The organism is Metabacillus sp. YM-086, assembly GCF_048059995.1.
Lineage (GTDB): Bacteria > Bacillota > Bacilli > Bacillales > Bacillaceae > Metabacillus > Metabacillus litoralis_B.
In genome coordinates this window covers 1-21147 of the sequence record NZ_JBLUOI010000034.1, presented here as the reverse complement: position 1 = coordinate 21147, position 21147 = coordinate 1, and the positions used below count along the sequence as shown (strand labels likewise).

13 protein-coding genes are annotated in these 21147 nt (G+C 37.2%); all 13 read right to left on the bottom strand.

The window, feature by feature from the left end; translation table 11 throughout:
- Positions 1-37 precede the first annotated feature (37 nt).
- Positions 38-1600, bottom strand: coding sequence for a glycoside hydrolase family 43 protein (locus ACEWK1_RS15175; RefSeq protein ID WP_212137125.1), 1563 nt, complete (start codon positions 1598-1600; stop codon positions 38-40).
- A 344-nt stretch (positions 1601-1944) separates the two neighbouring features.
- Positions 1945-4512: a rhamnogalacturonan lyase gene (locus tag ACEWK1_RS15170; protein ID WP_212137123.1), complete on the bottom strand. Its 2568-nt coding sequence runs from the start codon at positions 4510-4512 to the stop codon at positions 1945-1947.
- Positions 4513-4602: 90 nt separating this feature from the next.
- A complete protein-coding gene (locus ACEWK1_RS15165; RefSeq protein WP_269671097.1) occupies positions 4603-7827 on the bottom strand; it encodes a hypothetical protein in 3225 nt (1074 codons plus the stop codon).
- 390 nt (positions 7828-8217) lie between these two features.
- Positions 8218-10275 (bottom strand): glycosyl hydrolase 115 family protein, encoded by a 2058-nt coding sequence (locus ACEWK1_RS15160; RefSeq protein ID WP_212137121.1) that lies wholly within the window; start codon positions 10273-10275, stop codon positions 8218-8220.
- Position 10276: 1 nt separating this feature from the next.
- Entirely contained in the window at positions 10277-11650 is a 1374-nt protein-coding gene (locus ACEWK1_RS15155; protein ID WP_416636462.1) for an alpha-glucosidase/alpha-galactosidase, read from the bottom strand.
- 28 nt (positions 11651-11678) lie between these two features.
- Positions 11679-13664: a beta-galactosidase gene (locus ACEWK1_RS15150; RefSeq protein WP_212137117.1), complete on the bottom strand. Its 1986-nt coding sequence runs from the start codon at positions 13662-13664 to the stop codon at positions 11679-11681.
- 112 nt (positions 13665-13776) lie between these two features.
- A complete protein-coding gene (locus tag ACEWK1_RS15145) occupies positions 13777-14454 on the bottom strand; it encodes a rhamnogalacturonan acetylesterase (protein ID WP_232273580.1) in 678 nt (225 codons plus the stop codon).
- A gap of 33 nt (positions 14455-14487) precedes the next feature.
- Positions 14488-15522 (bottom strand): glycoside hydrolase family 88 protein, encoded by a 1035-nt coding sequence (locus ACEWK1_RS15140; protein WP_212137113.1) that lies wholly within the window; start codon positions 15520-15522, stop codon positions 14488-14490.
- A gap of 18 nt (positions 15523-15540) precedes the next feature.
- Positions 15541-16836 carry an ABC transporter substrate-binding protein gene (locus tag ACEWK1_RS15135; protein WP_373995087.1) on the bottom strand — a complete coding sequence of 432 codons (1296 nt, stop codon included), beginning with the start codon at positions 16834-16836 and terminating at the stop codon, positions 15541-15543.
- A gap of 173 nt (positions 16837-17009) precedes the next feature.
- Positions 17010-17672: a YesL family protein gene (locus tag ACEWK1_RS15130; RefSeq protein WP_212137111.1), complete on the bottom strand. Its 663-nt coding sequence runs from the start codon at positions 17670-17672 to the stop codon at positions 17010-17012.
- 65 nt (positions 17673-17737) lie between these two features.
- The gene (locus ACEWK1_RS15125) at positions 17738-18571 is read right to left on the bottom strand and encodes a carbohydrate ABC transporter permease (RefSeq protein ID WP_121664894.1); all 834 of its coding nucleotides are present in this window, start codon (positions 18569-18571) and stop codon (positions 17738-17740) included.
- Between the two features lie 65 nt (positions 18572-18636).
- Positions 18637-19536 carry a carbohydrate ABC transporter permease gene (locus ACEWK1_RS15120; protein ID WP_121660817.1) on the bottom strand — a complete coding sequence of 300 codons (900 nt, stop codon included), beginning with the start codon at positions 19534-19536 and terminating at the stop codon, positions 18637-18639.
- A gap of 85 nt (positions 19537-19621) precedes the next feature.
- A complete protein-coding gene (locus tag ACEWK1_RS15115; protein ID WP_212137109.1) occupies positions 19622-20929 on the bottom strand; it encodes an ABC transporter substrate-binding protein in 1308 nt (435 codons plus the stop codon).
- Positions 20930-21147 lie beyond the last annotated feature (218 nt).

The window sequence follows — 21147 nt, the reverse complement described above, 5'->3', positions numbered from 1 at the left end:
ATACCTTTCTAATATTTTAAAACAGCAGTTTTTTCGGTTATTTTTTTCTTTTTAAAAAGATAAATAGGCCAACGCCAAAAACTATAATTAATCCACCTATCAATACTAGATTTAATGAATTCATAGCAGTAAATGGTACATTCTCACCATCATTTTCTACTTGGCTTCCCCAAATAGAAACCCCCTCCGATGATTGTGCAGTAAACGTCATGCGGTAACTCTCTGATGTTGGCTCCCATTGACGCACAAATACTCCGTTATACGTTTTACCATCTAGTTTCAATACTGCCTCATGATCACCATCTAAAACCCATGTACCTTCAGCTCCACCAGTAATCGTGCCATCCTTATTTAGACTAACGGAAACCGATTCTTTTATTTCTGAACTAATATCCTTACCGTGGTTAATAAAGAGATAATCACCGTTTAGCTCTGATTTCTTTACTGTTTCTAACTCTTCCCCTGCATAACGATATGGTGAAACAACCGGCCAGCCTTGAGAATTTATATACATTTTGTGTACGCGCACCTCATGTTGTTCTCCTCTTTCTGGGAAACGGGTATGAAAAATTAAATATTGCTCACCTGTTTTTTCATTATAGTAGACAGAATTATGACCTGGTGAAACATATCCAGTTCCACCTTCATCTTCTTTACTTTCAAATAAAAAGTTTCCCATTAATTTCACACCGTAAGGCTCAATTGACGCATCATCAAATAATGGGAGTGATGGATCCGCTTTCACATGAATCATGTCATTGCCTTCTGCATCCACGTACGGTCCATCAGGGTTTTCAGACCTAACAACTCGCATGTTGTAGCCCCCTATTGCATCAAGGCCACCAAATGATAAATACATATAATAATAGTCAGTTTCTTTGTTGTATTGTATATATGAAGCTTCTATTCTACTGTGATTTCCTCCAAGGAGCTTCTTACCATATCCTTGATCTGGCAGAGGCTTACCTGTTTTCGGATCCATTTCTAGGATGAAAATTCCTCCTGAATAAGAGCCATAGGTCATCCACAGTTTTCCATCCTTATCAAAAAATGTATCCGGGTCAACTGCATTTGGATGAACAGTTGCATCGTAAATTGTTCCATCTTCACTTTCTTCATCCCACATACCTGATTTAAGAATAATGCCCTTGTCTTCATAAGGTCCTTCTACTGAATCAGCAACCGCCACTCCAAGTGCTGAGCGTGGCGAATCACCTTTACATGCATTGTAATACATGTAGAACTTACCATCCTCAAGCTGAATAACATCGGCAGCCCATAATGTATCTGATTGTGACCATTCAAACGTTTCTTTCAATTCTTCTACAACGTTTTCAAATAATGGATTTGCGGGATTCACTTCAGATGAGATTTGCTCCCATTTCATAAAGTCTTTTGTTTTTGCCGCAGCTAAATGAGATCCAAATATATAATAAGTGTCATCTACCTTTAAAACAGATGGATCATGTACAGAAACTTCTTCAAAAACAGGAACTTCGTTTGCCTGAACTTTATGACCTGAGGTAATGGCTGTTCCTGATATAACAAGACCAACTGCACAAAATAACACTAAAAATCTTTGATAAACTGACCTTTTCATTCTCCCCTTCTCCTCTCTCTTATGATGAAGTTACATCATCTTGTATGAACATGCTTAACTTTCTACCTTTCAAAACAATATAACTTTTTAATAGAAATTAGCTTAACAATCTTATATGTAAGCGTTTTTAACATTATTTTAATCATATTATACATATACGTACATGTCAATTAATTTTGTTAATTCGTATGTACAAGATGAACAAAAAAGAAACTTCAATCCTTATGTAAAGATTGAAGCTTCTTCTCATTAATTAAGTATAACTTCTGCCGGAAGAACGAGAGAATCCACTTCCATCATAGCAAAGCTTCAGTTCCCGCTTGATCAGCATCCATTTTGATTCCTTACTTTAATTCCTGCCATTTTTCGATCATCAGTTCTGCTTGATTTGTTAAAGTTGATTTTGCATTTGCAGTGATTTGATCTTTCTTCTTTCTATGATCTAGTTGTTTGACAAACTTCTCGATAAACTGAATACCTTTTTTATAAGATCCCTTCTCTGCATGATGCTGAGCTTGTTTTAACGAGTTTTTTAATTGTGATTTAACTGATCCATTTATTTCTCCGTTTTCAATATAGAGATTCAATGTATAGTTCAGCTCATTTAGTTCACCTGGCACATTTATCTTTGGTACTGAAACATCTTCCCAGTTAGTGTCCGAAGCAAAATAATAGCTGGTATAAGATGGTTGATTATAACCAACGTTTTGCCACGCGATTCCAGTCCGATATTGTGGATCATGCATAAGTGTGTGTAGCTTACGATCTGTCACCTCTGTACTTAAGTAAATTCGAATTGACTGACTATCTTCTGTTCGAACTAGAAGTTCTTCTCTCCAGTCACCGAAAATATCAGCAACTAAAGATGGATTTCCTTTTGTGTGGTTGTTTGTTCTTGTACCAGAAGCTGTTAGCACTGTTCCCTTTTGCCAATCATCAATCGTAGGTGTTTGATCAATTGCCCCATTTATAATTTGAGTGGTCATATCAGCAGCCCATTTGATATTCATATTTGTTCCAGGAATCTTGTTACTCTCTATCTTTTCTCCTTTTGCTGTCCGTAAATCAACAGCCCAAGTTTCCAAACCTTTTTTAGTTGGATCTACATCGCCAACCATCCCTCGACCAGTATCTCGACCAGTATAGCCGCCATATATCACTTCACCTGTTTTAGCATCTCTTAACGCATAACCATATGGGGCGTATCGTCCACCTTCGTGCACCATAAAGATCTCCAGTCCGTCTCGGTTTGGATCAATATCCCCAACATGCAATGCATCACCATGACCTAACCCTGCTGTAACCCCGGGAGTTGCACTTTCTGGTGGCATGACATCACTTGAGCTATATAATAAAGAGCCATCATGATCAATCGTAGATGAACCATAGATAATTTCTTGTTTGCCATCACCGTCTACATCTGCTGTGCTTAATGAATGGGCACCTTGAGTTGTTAAGGAACCAAACTCCTCATTCGTGCCAAGACGTCCATGTGGCCCATCATTAAATGGATTTGTCATTGGTGTCCAACCACTATCAACATCCCATTCTTCTTTAAGGTGCTTTCCATCCCAAGTATAGGAAACCATTGTTGCTCTTGTATAGTAACCACGTGAGAAAATAGCAGCCGGATTCTCTCCATCCAAATAAGCAACACCTGCTAAAAAACGATCAACACGATTTCCTGGCTCGATGCGTGACATTGCATAATCGCCCCACATAAGTCCATCATCATGGCGTTCATATTTGTAACGGATGGTTTCCATCTCTTCTCCTGTTTCACCATTGAAAACACTTAAGTATTCAGGGCCTTTCACTATAAAGCCTTCAAAGTCTCTTAAATTATTACGCCCACTTCTACTAGGGGCATATTCGTCAATAAAGTAATCTGCTAAGCTTTCGGCATCCTCTGTAGAAAGTGGATAATCATATTGCTTTTCAATTCCAAAGCACTCCTCCAACGTTTTAGGCCAGTTACCATTTACAACTTCTTCATGATTATGCCAATTTTTAAACATCTCTACTACATGATCATAATAGTCTTCACTGCTCATTCTGTAATCGTCTGAGTTGCTGTAACCGGCCTTTTTATCTTCTTTAAGCATCGTAATAAATTTCTCTGATTTTATTTTTCCATTTTTATCATACTGAATCACTTTCGTACCTGGAGCTGTTTTAAACATTAATTCAGATTTACCGTCTCCATCAAAATCGTATACTAAGAATTGTGTGTAATGAGCTCCTGAACGAATGTTAACACCTAAATCAATACGATAAAGCAAAGTGCCATCCATTGTATAACAATCTATATAGGTATTACCTGTATACCCCTTTTGCGATACATCCTTTGAGTTTGTTGGATCCCATTTCACAAAAAACTCGTATTGTCCGTCACCGTCAACATCGCCAACACTCATATCATTTGCCTTATATGAATAGGATTCTCCACTAGGAGTAACCCCGTCTGCTGGCTTTTGAAGTTTTAAATCAACATAGCCTTGGCTCCAAGGTGTTGCTTCTGCGCTTTGATCAATTTCTTTTCCAGCCTGAACAGCCTTTACATAATATTTAGAAGATGCTGAACCACCTTTATCTACAAAATTCGTACTATCCTCGACGGTTGCAATTTTCTTACCATCTCGGTAAACATTAAAATCCACTCCCGTTAGCCCCTTATCGGAACTTCCATCAACTTCTGTCCCTAACAGGCGCCAGCTTAAAAAGATTCCTTGTGATGTAGTTGCGGCAACAAGTCCTCTATCAAGATACTCTAGTTGAACGCCTTTACTCTGCTCAAACTGTTTATTTGTCTGTGAAGATGCAGCCGAGGCGTCACTTTGTAATCCTGTTAAAAGTAGTGGTGTTGCTAGTGAAAGCGTTAATAGTTTATTCGTAATAGAACGTTTCCTCATTTTCTTCATCACCTTTCGATATGGTTAATAGATTACTTGTGCTTGAAATCATGATTGTGATTGTTATTGTAATTGAGACGGAAAAATTATTTAGTGAATGACTCTTACACTGTCTTTACCGATTATTGTTACACCCGAATCTAAATAACCAATTAATTGAACATCAATATTGCCATTTAGTCCGTTAAAAGCAGCAGTAATCTCTTGTCTATCAAACTTAAGAGTTAGTATATTTTTATTCCATTTTACTTCTCCTTCAGCAAAAACAGATTGACCATTAATGTTTAATTTCATTGCTGCTACATTACCTTCAACTCCTGCAGGTAATGCAGCAGAAACTGTGACTGACTGTTTACCACCTTTACTCTTCAGATTTAAAGTATCAGGTTCGATATTGATTGAAGCTGTTTCTACTTTACTCGTATAAATAGTTGGATATGGTGCTTCTTCCATGTCATATCCTAAGAAATAGCTTGGATGTGGCGGTTGGTTATACCCAACATTTTGCCAGGCAATTGCTACACGATATTGTGAATCATGCATAAGTGTTGGTATACGATGTTTTGTAACAGCTGTTGTCGTATAAACACGCAATGCACTGCTATCATTTACTCGCCAAATCGCTTCTTCTCTCCAGTCTCCAAGAAGGTCAGCTTGTAATGCCGGATTACCTTTTGTCCAGTTGTTTGAGGTAATATCTGTATCTGTTAATAAATTATCAAGACTATTTTTCTCAGGGTTCCATTTATCAATTTTTGCAGCACCTAGACCATATCTCGGGCTATCTGCCGTCTCATCAAAGTCATGATCAAGCAACTCACGTAATAAATCCCCATCCCACCAAATGGCAAAGTTAGAGGTTGGAATGTTTTCTCCAATTTTTTCACCTTTTGCAGTATAAATTCCACCTGTACGGGCATTCCAAGCTCCTCCAACTGCCCATGCTTCAGCACCTGGATAACGTGGATCTACATCAGCTGCTACTCCCCTACCTGTATCTGCACCTGTATGAACACCCCAGATCAGTTCACCTGTTTCGGCATCACGGAATGATAAGCCGTATGGTGAGTTACGATCTTCATGTACACCATAAATTTCAAGACCCGGTCTTGTTGGATCCAAATCACTCACATGTTGAGCATCTCCATGTCCCCAGCCTGTTGTGTGTAAACCAGTACCATCATCATCAATGGCAGCTGCACCGTAAATAATTTCATCTTTTCCATCAAAATCTACGTCAGCAATACTCATGCTATGATTTCCCTGCCCACTGTAACTTTCATTACCAGATTCATAGCTATCAAAATTCCATAACTTTTTCAGGTTACCATCTTTAAAGTTATAAGCAGTAATCACAGCTCTTGTATAATATCCTCGTGACATAATGATACTCGGTGTTTTACCATCGAGGTATGCTACACCTGCAAGGAAACGATCAACTCTGTTTCCGTAGCCATCTCCCCAATCACTTACATTTCCTCTTTCTGGACTAAAACTTGTTGTTGTAAGCTCTTTACCGGTAGACCCTTCAAATACTGTTAAATATTCAGGTCCACTTAGCACATAGCCACTAGAGTTTCGGTAATCTGCTTTCTCATCGCCAATCACCTTCCCCGTACCATCTTTCGTACCATCAGCTGTTTTCATGACAACTTCAGACTTACCATTACCATCAAAATCATAAACTAAAAACTGTGTATAATGCGCTCCAGCTCTTATGTTTTTACCTAGGTCTAATCTCCATAATCTTGTACCATCCAACTCATAAGCATCAATGTAAACATTTCCTGTATACCCGGCTTTTGAGTTATCTTTTGAATTTGATGGATCCCATTTTAAAATAATCTCGTATTCTCCATCTCCATCAAGATCACCTATGCTCGCATCGTTCGCATTATAGGTGTAGCTCACGCCATCTGGAGTTGTTCCACCTTCAGGCTTTTGAAGAGGGATATCAAAGTATTGGTTACTTAATACCTCAACTTCCTGACTTTTAGCTTTTTCTTTACCATTTAACACTTCTCTTACTTCATATGTTGAGGAAACATTTCCTTTAGTATCTACATAATTTGTACTTGACGTAATTGGCTTTTCATTAATTTTCTTGCCATCACGATATAAATTAAAGGAGATGCTGTCTGAATCAGTTCCAAGCAAACGCCAGCTTAAATAAACACCTTCATTCACCTTAACCGCCACCAGGTCACGTCCTAACTCTTCCATTTGTCGTACCATTGTATTAGCAATTGGTGTTTTAATAGATTGAGATAATTCAGAAAAGCCACCTAGATTAACAGCCTTTACTTTGTAATAAAAATTTGTTGTTGTTTGAATGGAATCTGTAAATGATGGTTCAGTAGAAGTGCCTAATAAAGAATAAGTGCCTTCTTCTGATTTCGCTCGATAGATATAATACATCACTGCATCATCAGTGGTTTTCCACTGAAAAGAAACAGATGAATCTGTTGCCTTGTTAAGTTTTAATTCTGAAGGTTCTTTTGGAGCTTGAGTGTTCTGATCAAAAACTTGAACAGTTACTTCATTACTTGGAGTTGATTCGATATCACCACTGTTGATTTGAGTTATTGAATACTTGTATGTAAAACCAAGCTGTGCAGAGGTATCCGTAAACTCACTTGTTTGGCTCGTGCCTATTTTTGTAGGAGTACTCTCCCCCTCTAATGTTCGATAAATATTATAGCTCTTTGCTCCGTCCACTTCTTTCCACTTTAAAGAAACGCTTGATTCCGCTCCTAAAGTTGTATCAACGATCTCTAGTCCCTCTGGAGCAATCATTGGAATAACTTCAAGAGAGTTTATCCGGCCATTATCTCCGATTCCAATATTTAGCTGATCGTCTGTAACGTTAATAGTTGGTGCTAGCTCAGCATATTTTCCTGCACTAGAAGAAATTGATCCATATGATTGACCTTCAATTGTGAAACTTGTTTTATTGGACGCAATTTGATCTCCTGTTTTAATTCTGACTAAATACTCACCATTTGGAACATCTACTTTAAATTCATTTCCTCCTGCAAGAGCAAAGTCTCTTAACAAATCATCAGGTTCACCTCGATCGCGAAAACCAGATCCAGTGTTGAAGCCATATCCTATTTCAGAGTTATAAACGAGTGTGTTTGCCACTTGTTGATACCCTTTTGCAACAGGACTTGATGATGAACCAAAATCAAACTTTAGATTTTTTACTTCCTCTGCATTTACTGTAGAAGCAATTGGTGCAACACCGGTGAACATAGACGTCAACATCACCGTACTTGTTGCGACAGCTAACCTTTTTTTCCATCCTTCCTTCATAATGAAACATTACCTCCCATTTTTAAATTCCCCTTTTGTCAATTTATTTTCGACAAAACCTCCTCTACCTTCACACCTCCTCGTTAAAAAGAGCTCAAAAATGTAACCCCTTACATTTTGAGGCAACCTAAGCTTTAAATCTCTTACAGTTTAATGCAAATGCTATAGAGAAAACATGTAAATAACAGGGTTAAACGTATAAAAAACAGTGATGATCACCATAGGGAATCTATGTTTTTTTATAAGTGATTCTTATGTACCTAGTAATTTTTTTAATGGGTAGAAATGGACTATGTCCTACTTCTCGCAGTTTGTCAGATTTTGTCCCCTTTCACAAAACAAAAAAGACGCTCACTTAAACATAAAAGTGAAACGCCTAATCTAATCCAATCAATGCTGATCTTTCTCTATCAGTTTACTACCCAATACATTATCCATTAATTGCTTTGTTTTATTTGTTAGCAGCATGACCTTTTTTTCCTCAGGATCTGTTAGGTATTCCTTATCCCAATTGTAGAATGATGGTCCATCACCAAACATTCTTATCGTTCTTTGAACTGTTTCTAACGTATATAGAGTTAATGACACATTCGTTAAACAATCATTATCGTAAAATCCAACCCACTTCTCATTCATTGGCTTTTGCATGATGTTCATTGTTTCTTTGAGTTCTCCTATCGCCTGATGAATAAATAAATAAGCATGACTATACTCTTTTGCTCGAAACCTCTCAAATGCCTTAGAAAAATAGTAGAGTGCAAAGCAGCCATTTTTATGAAACTGCACTTGAATAAGGAATTGATCACTAATTCTTTTTTGTTCGATACAATCTGCTTTTTTTACTAATTCCTTAACATTTTCAGTTAACGTCTCCCACTCAGAAAGTTTTGACTCGACTTTCTGCTTAAACCACTCAAATTGTTCTGTTATTTCAATTTCCCCTGTAGCCCACCATAAATTTTTACTGCTCTGTTTTCCATGAGAAACGATCCATTGATGAGCAAGGTTACGAATTGTAAAATGATAGAATTGCTCACCTGCCCGTTCATCTTCAGCAATTCCGTACTGAATAATAGCGTCGAAATAAGCCTTTATATAATGACTCATTTCATCACTAGAGGCAGGATAATATTTCGAAACATATTCGTTTAAAAATGCATCACTATCCACTCTACCTTTATTCCACATGCGGCTAACGAATTCGAGAAAATAGATATGAGGTCTAATATTCCCACAGTTTACAATTAAGAATTCACTCATATGATGATCAAAAGCTTCACCCAACTCACTATTAACAAAAGCTGTAGTGTTAGGCAGCATCGTTAAGTGGTTTGAAGCTTGCAGATCATAGAAGGTTACATGATAGTAAATACCATGTGGACCTACATCTTGATGCTCTGGTATAGAAGGGATCCTAGGAATATGGTTTCCTTGTCTTCTAGACACCATTTTCCCATACCCACTGTCAGCCCATATTTTGATCACTCCTGGGGGTAATTCTAGCAATCCTTTTTTATATAATTCTGTTATCTCACCGTATAAATTCACACAGCAAATTGGATCCTTTTGATAGTGTGCAATTAATTCGAATTGATCACTCATAATTTTAGAAATGAGTGATCCACGTTTGTCGTCTGTATCGAAAGTAGGATCATCAGCCCAAAATGGACGATCCCCCTGTCCTCTAAAGCCAATATTCCAGATGACCTTATCATTCTTCTGCTCAATGATTGCATCCTTCCATAATTCCTTAAATAAATCACCATTTTCACTATAAGAAGGATTTTTATCTGGATACACCCTAGAAAACATGTGAGCTCCAAGGGGCTCTGCATGGTGATGCGTGATCCAAAGCCTCATCTTCCTGGCAATATCTTTATAAAGAGGATTTTTAATGTCTGTTCCAGGAATGACCATATTTCCATTGCATCTTAACAATGCCTCAAAAACCATTTCCCATTCGTACGTGTTGGAATGATGGTATTTCCACGTTGAAATAAGTACTTCATCATTGATAAACCAGCCCCTGAACTTAACCTCAGCCACTTCTGATAAATAAGGAACAGCTTTTATCTTAACGTTTGCTTTTGGTTTAGGTTCACAATCATTCCAAAACCAGAACTTATCGACACCAAGATAAGCTTCACTTATATGAAGAATAGCATAGATCATTCCTAATTCATCTGCAGACATCACGTTCATTTGTGAAAAATCAGCAGAAAATTGAATGGAAAACTGCTCTGTAGTTAGGTTGTCATGATTCTTCTCATCTAGAATGAATATAATAGTTGTTCTTTCATTCCCTGTTTCCTCTTGAAATACTTTGTTTTTATCTCGAGTTAACACATTTAAAAAATACTCTATACTTTCTAGTTTTGGACCATTATACTCGATACAAGTTTCTTTACTGAAAAGAAAGAAAGGATCTTTAATCATTGGCTGTTCCACTCTAAATAGCCCACCCTGGTAAATATTCCCTCGTGTTACTAAGCATCTCATTAAACAACTTTTCCGCTTCTTCGCGACTAATGGTCAGCAATGGCTCGTTCACAAATGTATTCAATGCCAACTGTTTATCTTTTGTCAGAGCAGCTTGCAAAATAGACTCTTGATTCAACACATGACGGTGAATCATATTGTGAATATCTAATGGAAGCTTCCCAGCAAACACAGGTTGAACTGAGTCATAGCGGAATAATGCATTTGTTTCTACAACCGCTCCTAAAGGCAACCCTTCAATCTGGCCTTTATTAGGATAATTAACATTCGTGACAACCTCTTCAACACCTAACAACGCTAAAATAATCTTAACTCCTTCTTCTCCTGAAGAATTGATCTCAAACTTCTGATTTCCTGCAGCTAGCTCCTCATTCTCACTGATTCTCTTTTTCAAGTTCTCCTTACGAAAATCAACTGATGTTAAATGAAACTTCCAAGAAGAAACTGTTTTTGGATCTTTTAAATAAATAGGTGGCATAAATTCAGCTAAATGACGATCACCAGCAGCAGCTATACTCCCATATTTTTTAAACAAATCAAACTTCACTCTTTGACATGAGGAAAAGACACTGTTCTTCCAGCTTCCTTCTTCTTTTTCAAAGCCAGATTCAGCATACTTCTCTACAAACTGCTGATAATACGGTATTAAGTCAATATTTTGATAGCTTGCTTGATTAACCCATGTAAAATGATTGATTCCAAGAACATTTACTTTAATATCTGAGCGCTGTGATACCTCTTCATTTAAAAATTCCTTTACAACCTCTGCTAAAAGATTTTGAGTTTCAAATACTTCATGACAGCAACCAAATGCTTTAATTTCCGGAAACACCTCGTATAGTGTTCGCGTACAAAGTGACATTGGGTTCGTATAATTAATTACCCATGCATCTGGTGAATGTTCCTTAATAGAATTTGCTATTTCAACGTACATTGGTATCGTTCGAAGTGCTCTGACGAAGCCACCAGGTCCGACTGTATCGCCAACAGATTGATAAATACCATATTTTTCAGGGGTATGAACATCGGATGCCATTTCCTCAAAAGAACCAGGTAAAATTGATATAATAACAAAATCACTTTCAGACAGTGCTTCTTCCATAGTCGCAACAGCTTCATATTTCCAATTACTTTTTGCTTCTTCAAGCTGTGAAATTTGATTTCCGATTTGTGCATTTTGAACAGCCGCCTCATAGTTTATATCATAAAGAGCTACTGTGCCTGATATTCTACTTTCTAAAGCAAGATCATTCATCAGACTACGTGCCCAGCTTTTTGAGCCCCCACCGATATAAGCAATTTTAAGTGAATCTAGATTTGTCATTTTCCCTTTTCCCCTTTGCATGTATTTGTTAGAGTTGAATCACTTTGTGTTCATATGGACCGATGATGCATTTACCCTCGGAAACTATTCTTCCTGTTATAGCATCCTTTCCATCGTTTGGAAGGGTAACAGCCCCCCCCTTGCCGTCCATATTAACAATCACCCAAAGAATTTCACCCATTTCCCCCACTCTTGGTGCTACAATTGTTCCCTCTGTAACGTCTGTTTTTACTAAAACATTAGCTTCTTCCGCATAATGAGTTACACATTTCTTCAGTAAAATATCTCCTTCATCACCAATTGGTAATGATCCAAGCATAACTATTTTTCCTTTGCCACGCTTATGTTCAGTTATAAAAGCATGACCTTCTGAGATTCCGTCTTGTATTCTCCCGACTATTTCTGCTTCCTTAGGTTCAAAAACTGAGCTCCATAAGCTTAACGGAGCTACCGATCCCATAAATTCTCCTTTAGACTCTGTCCCATCCATTGGATACGTATATAAAGTTTCAACACCTGCAAATTTCTCTAATGTGCCCAACGCTGCATTAGTATGAATTGTATGGTTGGCGGTTCTTCCCCCAGTAAGAGGGCCAACAATCCAAATACCTCCACTCTCAACAAATGCTTTTGCTTTCTTCAGATAGTTTTCTGATAGGTAGTGGATGAAGGGTGTGAATAATAGTTTATAACCTTGCAAACTGGCATTCTCAGGTAAAAGATCTCGATGGAAGCCTGCTGATAGTATTTTTTCATAAAAATCAATGACAAGTGACCGATAATCTAAACCAGCATGTGGCTCTGTTTTTAAGAAGGCTTTCGCGACATCTGAATAAGTTATGGCTACTTCTGCTTGTAAAGGTGTTGAAGTCAAAATAGTAGATTGAATTTCCTTCCTAGCTGCTTCAACCTCTTTAACATTTTCAAACCCAACAGTTGGTTTCCCCCAGGCACTGATTACCGATCCATGTGGTTGTTCACAGCCCGTTCGCTGCTGTCTCCAAAGCCAATAACAAAATGCTTCTCCTCCTAATGCATAAGCTGCAACTGCTTCAGCTTTTAAATAACCATTTTGATGCGGTGCTGCGTGACTTTCAAGTGATGCACTGTGAGAAGGACTTGTTTCCATAATCCAGTAATCTCGACCAGATTTAAAATTTCTCCATAAATCACAATTAAATAGATATGAATGGAAATTTTTTCTCTCTGCATACGTATCAAATGATGCAAAATCAAGGTTTTCATATAATCTCTCATTATTAACATGAAAAAATGTAGTGCTATTATGGGTGATTGGTGCTTGTGAATTTCTTCGGATAATGGCAGCTTGTTCATCAGAAAATTCTGCTATTTTTTCATATGAAAATAGCTGATACATCGTTTTCAAAGATGAATTATGAAGAAACGGTGTTGTAACAGGTTGAGGAACTTGATCAAATCGGTGATAATATTGACTCCAAATATGAGTACCCCAGGCTTCATTCAGATGATCAATTGTTCCATACCGCTCTTCCAACCATTGATGCCACAATCCTCTGCAAGTTTCACACATACACTCACTAACATGGCATTTAAACTCATTATCAAGCTGCCATGCTATTAAACCAGGAAGATGACTAACCGCCTTTGCGATTTCCTCCGTAATAATCGCTGCTTTTTCACGAAAGTAAGCATTATTTGTACAAATATGCTGCCGTGATCCATGTCCCATTACACGACCATTTTCATCAACAAACATCCGCTCTGGGTGATTGTGAGTTAACCAAATAGGTGGCGTTGGTGTTGGTGTACACATCACAGTTTCAATTCCATGTTCATTAAGTCTTTCGATGATTTCCACAAAAAAATCAAGCTCTATCTTTCCCTCTTCCTTTTCCATCGAAGACCAAGCAAATTCACCTACTCTAACAACATTAATGCCTGCTTCAACCATCAGCTTTAGATCTTCTTCAATTGTTTCTTCGTTCCATAGCTCCGGATAATAAGCAGCACCATGATATAATTTTTTTCTCATTCTACCGAACTCCTACTATAAGAATTTTTTCTTCTTTCTTAGACTGGTGTGTTTTATTTCTTCTTAATCCATCATCTCTAAAAAGTAAAAACCACGAAAACGTGGTTTAAAATTATTGTTTTAAATGAGAAACAACAGGCAATTGAAGCTCCTTCATGCCTTCTATAACCAATTTCCCAATTTCTAGGGCTCCGACTTCGCTAAAATGGGTGTTATCTTCAATCCCATCTGGATAATTATGATGAACATTAGGTAGTAAAATTGTGAATAATCTTTTAGAATCCTCTATCCCCAACCGTTCGTATAGTTCTTTCGTTTTTGCCGACATATCGATTAAAGGTACATCTAACCTAGCTGCTAATTGCCTCATCGCATCTGGGTAATCTCCTAATGTATTCTCAATTTTTCCATCTGCGGAAAATTTCCTTCGTTGGACAGAAGTTAGTAAAATAGGAATCGCTTTCTTTTCCCGAGCACCGAGAATATAATGAGATAAATGTTCCTGATAAGAGGTATAAGGCTCTGTTCCATACGACTTTTGATCGTTATGGCCAAATTGAATAAATAAATAATCATCTGGCTGAATCTGTTCCAAAATAGCTTGAAGTCTTCCTTCCTCTATAAAACTATTAGAACTTCTTCCTCCCATCGCTTCGTTGCGAATTCTAATGGTGTTCATGAAAAAGGTGTGAAACAATTGTCCCCAGCCAGCCATTGGTGCCTCTTGCTCAGGACAACTAGCAGCAGTAGAATCTCCTGCTATATAAATCGTTTGTTTATCAACAGTCACTTTTTCAGCCCTCCTCCCTGACATTTCATTTCATTAGCTATAGACCTTTTTATTACTTTTCACTAATTCGGCTAAAAAGACGAGTGTTAACCCTTGGCCCCAACCTTGAATACGTTTATACGGAACATTTTTATATCCGTCTGCATCATTCATAACGGCTGTTCCAGCTGAAACCTTTGAGACCTTTCCATCTTCTTCAATTTCGTTGACAATACCCTCGATCGATTTTTGAATATACTTATTATAAAGACTTCCTCTAGTAAGAAGAGCAGCTGCAATGGCTGATGAACCCGAGATTTCATAGTACGAAGAAGGATCATCAACAATTGTATGCCACAATCCATTTTCACCTTGAAGCCTCACTAACGCACTTAATTGATCTCGTAACGAGCAGTCAATAATCATGTAAGAAGGATCTTGAACATCAACTAACTCTAATGCTTTCGCCATCGTCAATGCTGCCCACCCATTACCACGAGCCCAATAGATTGATGACATATGATTTTTTGCAATATTGTCCCAGCCATGATAATAAAGATTTGTAACAGGATCTTGTAGAAAATCTTCATGGCCATGATATTGCTTCAGCCCATCCCTAAAGTAATCTTCACGGTCTAGCAATCTACCAACTCTTAGTAGAAATAAACCTGCCATCATCATCGTATCAACCCAAGCCTGTTCTGGAAAAACATGCTTTACTGAATTTACTGTATGTTGAAAGATTCCATCAGCAAAACGTGGCGCATCATGTTGAAGGTATTCTGCCATCTCTTTTATAACAGTTAAATATTTTTCATCTTCTGTTACATTGTACAAAGTAATAAGACAATGACCGATCGACACTCCGTTTATAGAAAGTTTCGGTAAACCATCTTCTAGCCACTCATCAACCCAATTCTTTAATAGATCAATATATTCTTGTTTTTCCGTTGCTTCATACGCTGCTGCTACACCATAAAAAGCAACACCTCCCGGCCAATCCCAGCTAAAATCCATTTCAAATGTACGTTTGACGACTCTATCTAGCAACTCAGTTATGTTTGCTTCCTCAAATTGTAGTTTTGGCATGTAAAACCCCTCCGTTAACTATTGATTAATTTGTAAGATTTCGTTAGCTTGCTTTCTAAATTTTTTTGCTCCTTCTTCAGGAGTTATCTTCCTAAATAAAATCTCATCAGAAATATCTTTCAACACCTTCATTACTTGTGAACTCCCTACCGGATCTGGTGGGTAAAATTCATCTGTCATTGCCTTTGCTTTCTCTACATAGTTGAGAATCTTCATTTCCCCCTCAGTAAGAACTGGTTTAATGGCTTCAGATACTTTTGATGAAACCGGCACTCCTCGTTCGCCCTTCATTAATTTATTCGCTTCAACATTAGAAACGAAATAATGAATAAACTTCGCTGCTTCTTCTTTATGTTTTGAACTTTTTGGAACGGAAAATAACATACTAGGTTTTAAGAATAATGCCTTATTTTCAAGGTGTTCAGGTGGCAAGTGCAGCGTTAACGGTGCATTTGTTAACGGATCAAAACTAGCATATTGATTGGAATAATTCCAGGTGATTGCTGTACTTCCGGTTACGATAAAATCTGTTTCCATCGTTCTTCCTGCAGCGACCACCTCATCAGGGGTAGGAAATGCACCTTCATCAATTAACCTTAGTTGTCTATTAAAATAATCAATAAACAATTGATCATCAGAATAAGCAAGAGCTGTTCCTTCAATATTGTAGAATTGCTCTCCTTTTGTTCTTAAATAATATGGAAAGAAAATATCTGGTGGGTGCATGCCATTAGAGCCATAAACTCCTGCTGTTTTCTTTATATCCACCGCAATCTGCTCCATATCATTCCATGTCCAACTATCTTCATCAATCGTAACGCCAGCTATATTCATTAAAATGTCATTAGAAATAACAGATAAAACATTAATCCCTATCGTAAATCCGAATAACTTATCACCTACCTTACCGCTGTTAACTATGCTTTCATCAATGGAAGAAACATCAATGATTCCCTTCTCGACATATGGAGATAAATCTTCTAGTAAGCCTTTCTCACCATATTGAGACAAAAACGCCATATCCATCTGAAGCACATCTGGAAGTTGATTCCCCGCAGCCATCGGTTCTAAATTATTCCAATAGTCATCCCAGTTTGCAAACTCTGGTTCAATATTAATGTTTGGGTGTTCAGCTTCAAACATTTCAATAATCTTGGTTGTATATTCATGTCTGGGCTGACCTCCCCACCATGCTACTTTAATCGTAATATCCTCTTCCTCCGTTACACCTCTTTGTGATTGCTCCTCTTTACTGCATGAAGTGAGGGTAAACATTACTATAAAAGCTAGGGTAAAAGATAAATATTTATTCACTAAGACCACCCTTTTTGTAAGTGTTTACAAAATATAGTTTAATTGGTTTTCTATCTACTTTTAATGTAATTTCTAGAGAAGAATGTTTAAAAAACAGAGTAATATGAAGAAAACCTATTATCATTGTAAGCATTTACATTAAGTAGGTCTACTTGAAAAAGAACCAATTATTCCTAATTGACAAGATCCTGTCTCTTCCCATTATGTGCTATACGTTCTTGTTGCTTGACATTAATTTTCTGAAAAGCATTCATTGCAGGCTTTGTCATAAGAAGAGCTAACAAATTCCCACTGCAAATAAGAAGTAATGGGGGAGCAAAAGACAGCAAGATCACCAAACCGGCTCCACACACTAGCATCATCAAAGTTGATAATGGATTCATAATCATAACAAAAAAAGAGTTTTTTATAATTTGCAGGACCTTCATCTCATAATGTACGTACATAGGAAAAACATAAAGCAACATACATAAAAATAAAATAGAAAGAATTAAAAAAGGAACGGATAATAGCTGTTGAATTGTTAAGGAAGCCTGCTTCAGATAGTACACATCTATTATGAGTACAATACCTATCAATGTGAGAATCATCCCAAGAATATTACTTTTTATAAACTCTTTTTTATATGCCTTCCAAAAGGTTGAAAAGATGGAAAAGTCCATTTTTCTTAATGACCACCTTCTCACAACCGAAAACATAGCAGTCGTTGCTGGAAAAAAACCCAAAATTCCTAATCCAAGAATAGAAAAGAAGATCCATAAAATATTTAATAGCGCTAATCTTGAAATCCATTCCAATACATTATGAACACCACCTAAAAATCCATGAGTCTCCATTCTAAATCGCTCCATTCCTTTTTTAATACTTTCATAAAAAGTGTTAGAGGGTTAGCTACTTTAGCTTAACCCTTTAACCCACTTGTACTGATCCCTTCCACAACATGTCTTTGGAATAAGAAGAAAACAACGAATACGGGTACTAATGTGACAATAGACATCGCAAACATGGCACCCCAGTTTGAAACTGTTTCATTACTTAAAAACATATTTAATGCCATGGAAACTGTGTATTTATCAGGGCTGTTTAAATATAAAACCGGTCCTAATAAATTATCCCAAGTCCAATAAAACGAGAAGATTGCTGCTGTAGCCAAAGCTGGTCTAATTAATGGAAGGATAATCTTATAAAAGATTTTAAATGTACTACACCCATCAATTGTCGCTGCTTCATCAAGCTCTCTTGGGATAGTCCTGATAAATTGGACTAGTAGAAAAATGAAAAACGGATGTCCGAAATAGGCAGGTACTGCAATCGGCTTAATTGAATCAAGCCATCCTAATTTAGAAAAAATAATGTATTGCGGAATCATAACAACCTCATAAGGTAGCATTAATGTGACCATCATAATCGCAAACCAAAACTTCTTCCCTACAAACTCTAATCTCGCGAAGCCAAACGCGATAAAGGCAGATGATATGACTTGACCAATCATCGTTAAAATAACAAGTACTACTGTGTTTTTAATAAAAACGCCAAATGAATTACCACCGATTCCTTCCCAGCCTTGACTAAAGTTAGTTAAGATCCAAGGATCAGGTATTAAAGATTGTGCTGTTACAAAGATTGTTTCACTTGGTTTAAAGGAGCTCATTAACAGCCAAATCACAGGATAAAGCATTAACAAAGCAAATCCGCCAACCAGGATATGATAAATCCACCATTTTGGTTTTTTCATCTTAGGAACAGAAACCCCTTTTGTTTGAGGGACTGTTTTTACATTCGTATTTGTTTCCATAAAAATTATTTCCCTCCCTCAGATTCATAGTGAACCCAATACTTCGATGAGAAAAATATGAGTGCAGTTAATAGTCCAACAATAATTAACATCACCCAGGCCATTGCAGATGCATATCCCATATTAAAAAATTCGAAGCCTTGAATGAAAAGATAGAGTGAGTAAAGAAGTGTACCATCTAACGGACCACCTGTACCCTTTGAAATAATAAAGGCAGGTACAAATGTCATAAATGCAGCAATTGTTTGCATAATTGTGTTAAACAATATAACTGGACTTAGCATAGGCAGTGTTATTTTCGTAAACTTTTGCCAATGGCTTGCACCATCTACGCTTGCAGCCTCGTAATATGTTACTGGAATGCTTTTCAATCCAGCTAAGAAAATTAGCATCGATGATCCAAACTGCCATACAGATAATAAAATCAACATCCAAAGTGCAGCTGTAGGATCGCCAAACCAACGAACATCGGGAATACCTAAAAACCCTAAAAGTAAGTTAACAATTCCCTCATCACCAAATATATTTCGCCACATGATTGCTACCGCTACACTACCACCTATTAAAGAGGGTAAATAAAACAACGAGCGATATAAACCAACTGCTCTTGATGCTGTATTTAAGATCATAGCGATCATAAGAGCGAATCCTAAACGTAGCGGAACACCTGCAAAAACATAGATAAGAGTAACTTTAAGAGATTGCCAGTATCTTGGATCCGCTGTAAACATTTTTTTATAGTTTTCAAGCCCAATCCAAGTTGGGGGAGCAAACAGATTATATTTTGTAAAAGAAAAATATAATGAGGTTAAGATTGGGATAAACGTAAACGCTAAAAACCCAATGATAAAGGGACTGATAAATAAATAGCCTTTTACACTTTGCTTCATAGCGCGTGCACTCATAGAATCATTTCCTTTCTCCAGAACTGAATTGGCAGTAAGACTGATAGCTGATCGAACAATTGATCAGCTATCCAGTCATTAAGCACTATTTATTTTGAGCTAAAATGCTTTCTGCTTGCTGTCTAAATTGTTTAGCTGCATCTTCTACTTTTAACTGACCATAATTCATTTGTTCTGATAAACTGTCTAGCATCTCAATAATTTCACCTGCTCCTACTGGATCTGGACCATCAAATGCCGAGCTGTTTTGTTCAGCCCACTCAACACTATCAAACACTTGAACTTGTTCAGGAGAAAGTACTGGTTTAAGAGCTTCTTTCACCACAGATGAACCAGGGATACCACGGTCACCTAAGATTAATTTGTTTGCTTCCTCATTGTTTACAAAGAAATCGATAAATTTAGCTGCTGCTTCTTTATGCTCGGAGTTTTCAGCAACAGACCAGAACATACTTGGTTTCAAATATAAACCGTCACTTGTGTTAGGCCCCGGCATGTTTTGAATTTTCAAAGGTCTGTTTGCAACTTGCTGTAATCCTACGAATTGATTTGACCATTGCCAAATACCAATTGCTTCTTGTTTTACAACAGGATCATCTTCAAGACCTTTTAACTGAGCTAAGTAGTCAGGAGTAGGTGCTGCACCATCTTTCACGATATCAGATGTCATCGTAAAGAAATCAACGAACATTTGATCATCATCATACCCTAAAGATGCGCCATCTTTACCGAATAATGATTTTCCTTGCGTTCTTAAATAGTAGTTAAAGAACACGTCTGCTTTCATCGTTGTATCTACAAATATTCCAGCATCTTTTGCTTTTGCTGCTAAATCCTTGTAATCATCCCAAGTCCACTCTTCAGCTAAAGAATCTACTCCAGCTTTCTTTAATAATTCTTCATCATAATGGAAACCAACAACGTTAACCCCTAAGTTAAAGCCATATAACTTGTCATCAAGTTTTCCACCATTGATATAATTGTCCGTAAAATTCGTTGTATCAATTTGATTTCCAACATAAGGCGATAAATCAGCTAACTGACCGTTTTCAGCGTACTGTGAAAAGTACGAAAGATCCATCTGAATAATATCAGGTAATTGTTGAGCAGATGCCTGAGGTGCTAACTTCTTCCAATAATCATCCCAGCTTGCATATTCCGCTTGAATTTTGATACCTGGATTTTCCTTCTCAAACATTTCGATTACTTTCAGAGTGTAATCGTGTCGTGGTTCAGAGCCCCACCAAGCAATACGAAGTGTTACTTCCTCATCTTTACCACCTTCAGATTTCGTACCTGAGTCTGAAGAAGATTCACCAGAAGTACTACCGCTACAAGCAGCTAATGTAAATACCATAAAAACCGACATAAAAATTGCTAACCACTTCTTCATTTAACATCCCCCTTGTATTCATTCTTTGAAATCTTTGTTAACGCTTACAACCTTTATTTTATAGGGTTTACAAAGCTATTAAAATGTAAAAAACAGATAAGAGTGTTTAAAAAACAGTGAACTCTTACTACTTTTTTAAACAAAAAACATTCATGATCTTTCGCTCTCAACCCAGGAATGAAAATAGAGTTCTCATCCCATAATGTTGATACCGCAAA

Bases quoted from the DNA above. Each gene is read 5' to 3' on its own strand.
- ACEWK1_RS15175 (WP_212137125.1), bottom strand. From the start codon at position 1,600: ATGAAAAGGTCAGTTTATCAAAGATTTTTAGTGTTATTTTGTGCAGTT.
- ACEWK1_RS15120 (WP_121660817.1), bottom strand. From the start codon at position 19,536: ATGAGTGCACGCGCTATGAAGCAAAGTGTAAAAGGCTATTTATTTATC.
- ACEWK1_RS15165 (WP_269671097.1), bottom strand. From the start codon at position 7,827: ATGAAGGAAGGATGGAAAAAAAGGTTAGCTGTCGCAACAAGTACGGTG.
- ACEWK1_RS15125 (WP_121664894.1), bottom strand. From the start codon at position 18,571: ATGAAAAAACCAAAATGGTGGATTTATCATATCCTGGTTGGCGGATTT.
- ACEWK1_RS15170 (WP_212137123.1), bottom strand. From the start codon at position 4,512: ATGAGGAAACGTTCTATTACGAATAAACTATTAACGCTTTCACTAGCA.
- ACEWK1_RS15130 (WP_212137111.1), bottom strand. From the start codon at position 17,672: ATGGAGACTCATGGATTTTTAGGTGGTGTTCATAATGTATTGGAATGG.
- ACEWK1_RS15115 (WP_212137109.1), bottom strand. From the start codon at position 20,929: ATGAAGAAGTGGTTAGCAATTTTTATGTCGGTTTTTATGGTATTTACA.
- ACEWK1_RS15155 (WP_416636462.1), bottom strand. From the start codon at position 11,650: ATGACAAATCTAGATTCACTTAAAATTGCTTATATCGGTGGGGGCTCA.
- ACEWK1_RS15150 (WP_212137117.1), bottom strand. From the start codon at position 13,664: ATGAGAAAAAAATTATATCATGGTGCTGCTTATTATCCGGAGCTATGG.
- ACEWK1_RS15140 (WP_212137113.1), bottom strand. From the start codon at position 15,522: ATGCCAAAACTACAATTTGAGGAAGCAAACATAACTGAGTTGCTAGAT.